Annotated in this window: 1 protein-coding gene; it reads right to left on the reverse strand. The window is 61.0% G+C overall.

Annotated features, from left to right (window positions below; all coding sequences use genetic code 11):
- The coding region (locus tag B0O95_RS15155; protein ID WP_146064132.1) for a non-ribosomal peptide synthetase at positions 1-1,451 on the reverse strand (1,451 nt) is incomplete at both ends.

Genomic DNA, 1,451 nt, shown 5'->3' on the forward strand with positions numbered 1-1,451 from the left:
GTGCGAATAGCAAGGTCAACCCCTAACGCTGTGCGTACACGATTGATTAGGCGCATGGCCAGCAGCGAGTGTCCCCCCAGCGCAAAGAAGCTGTCGTGCCGCCCCACACGTTCGACACCCAATAGCTCGGCCCAGATCGCCGCCAGCGTCGTCTCAAGTTCGCCCTGCGGCGCTTCATACGCTTGATGCGCCAGTGCGGCGTCATCCGGTGCGGGCAGTGCACGCCGATCGAGCTTGCCGTTCGGCGTCAACGGCCACGCATCGAGCCGCACAAACGCGCTGGGCACCATATACTCGGGCAGGCTCGCCGCCACCTGTGCACGCAGCGTGCTCGCCAGGTGCTCGTCCGCTTCGGCCTGCACATACGCGACCAGCCGCTTAGCCGAGCCCTCACCGGTTGCCAGCACCACCGCGTCGCGCACCTGCGGGTGCGCCGTTAAGCACGCTTCAATCTCACCCGGTTCAATCCGAAAGCCGCGGATCTTCACTTGCTCATCGTTGCGCCCCAATAACTCCAGATTGCCATCCGGTAAATAACGCGCCACATCCCCGGTCTTATACAGCCGCTCATCGGGCTCAATCGAGAACGGATCCGGCACAAAGCGCTCAGCGGTCAGCGCCGGACGGTTCAGATAGCCGCGTGCGACCCCCGCACCACCAATATACAACTCGCCGACCGCACCCAGTGGCACCGGCTGCCCATGCGCATCGAGCAGATAAACGCGTATGTTCGCAATCGGCCGGCCAATCGAGATCTCACCGCTGAAATCACGTGCACCAAGCCATGCTGTGGCACAAACGGTCGTCTCCGTGGGACCGTAGGCATTAAAGACCGTGCCTTGTTCAGCTAAGTCTCGAACCAACGTTGCACTGGGCGTTTCACCTCCCACAATTAGAGTTAAAGGTGTATGTAGGTGCGGCAGTCCCTCACCATTTTGAAGCAGCGCAGGGGGTAAGGCGACATGCGTGATCTGATGCCTGATCAAATAGTTCCATAATCCGTTTCGATCATGCCGGGCCGTCTCGGGAGACAGATACAAGCTTGCCCCACAACCTAAGGTTGTAAAAATGTCGGAGGCGCTTACATCGAAACTGAACGAGACAAACTGCAAAATGCGGCTGGTTGGCTGCACCCCAAAACAGGCAATCTGCGCCAGAGCAAGGTTCACCACGCCCCGATGTTCGACCATCACGCCCTTCGGGGTGCCGGTCGAGCCCGACGTATAGATCACATACGCCAGATGCCGGGCCGTCAGCCCGGCTACCGACGGATTCGTGTCCGGCAACGCCGGCAGGATGGTCGGATCGAGCACCGTACACTCGGCCAGCGCCGCGTCGCCCAACGCAGCACGCCCGGCCGCATCCGCGAGCACAATGTTCGGTGCCGCATCAGCGAGAATGTGCACCAAGCGCTCACTCGGATACGCTGGGTCGAGCGGTACATACGCGCC

Source organism: Mycetohabitans endofungorum, from assembly GCF_002927045.1.
Classification (GTDB): domain Bacteria; phylum Pseudomonadota; class Gammaproteobacteria; order Burkholderiales; family Burkholderiaceae; genus Mycetohabitans; species Mycetohabitans endofungorum.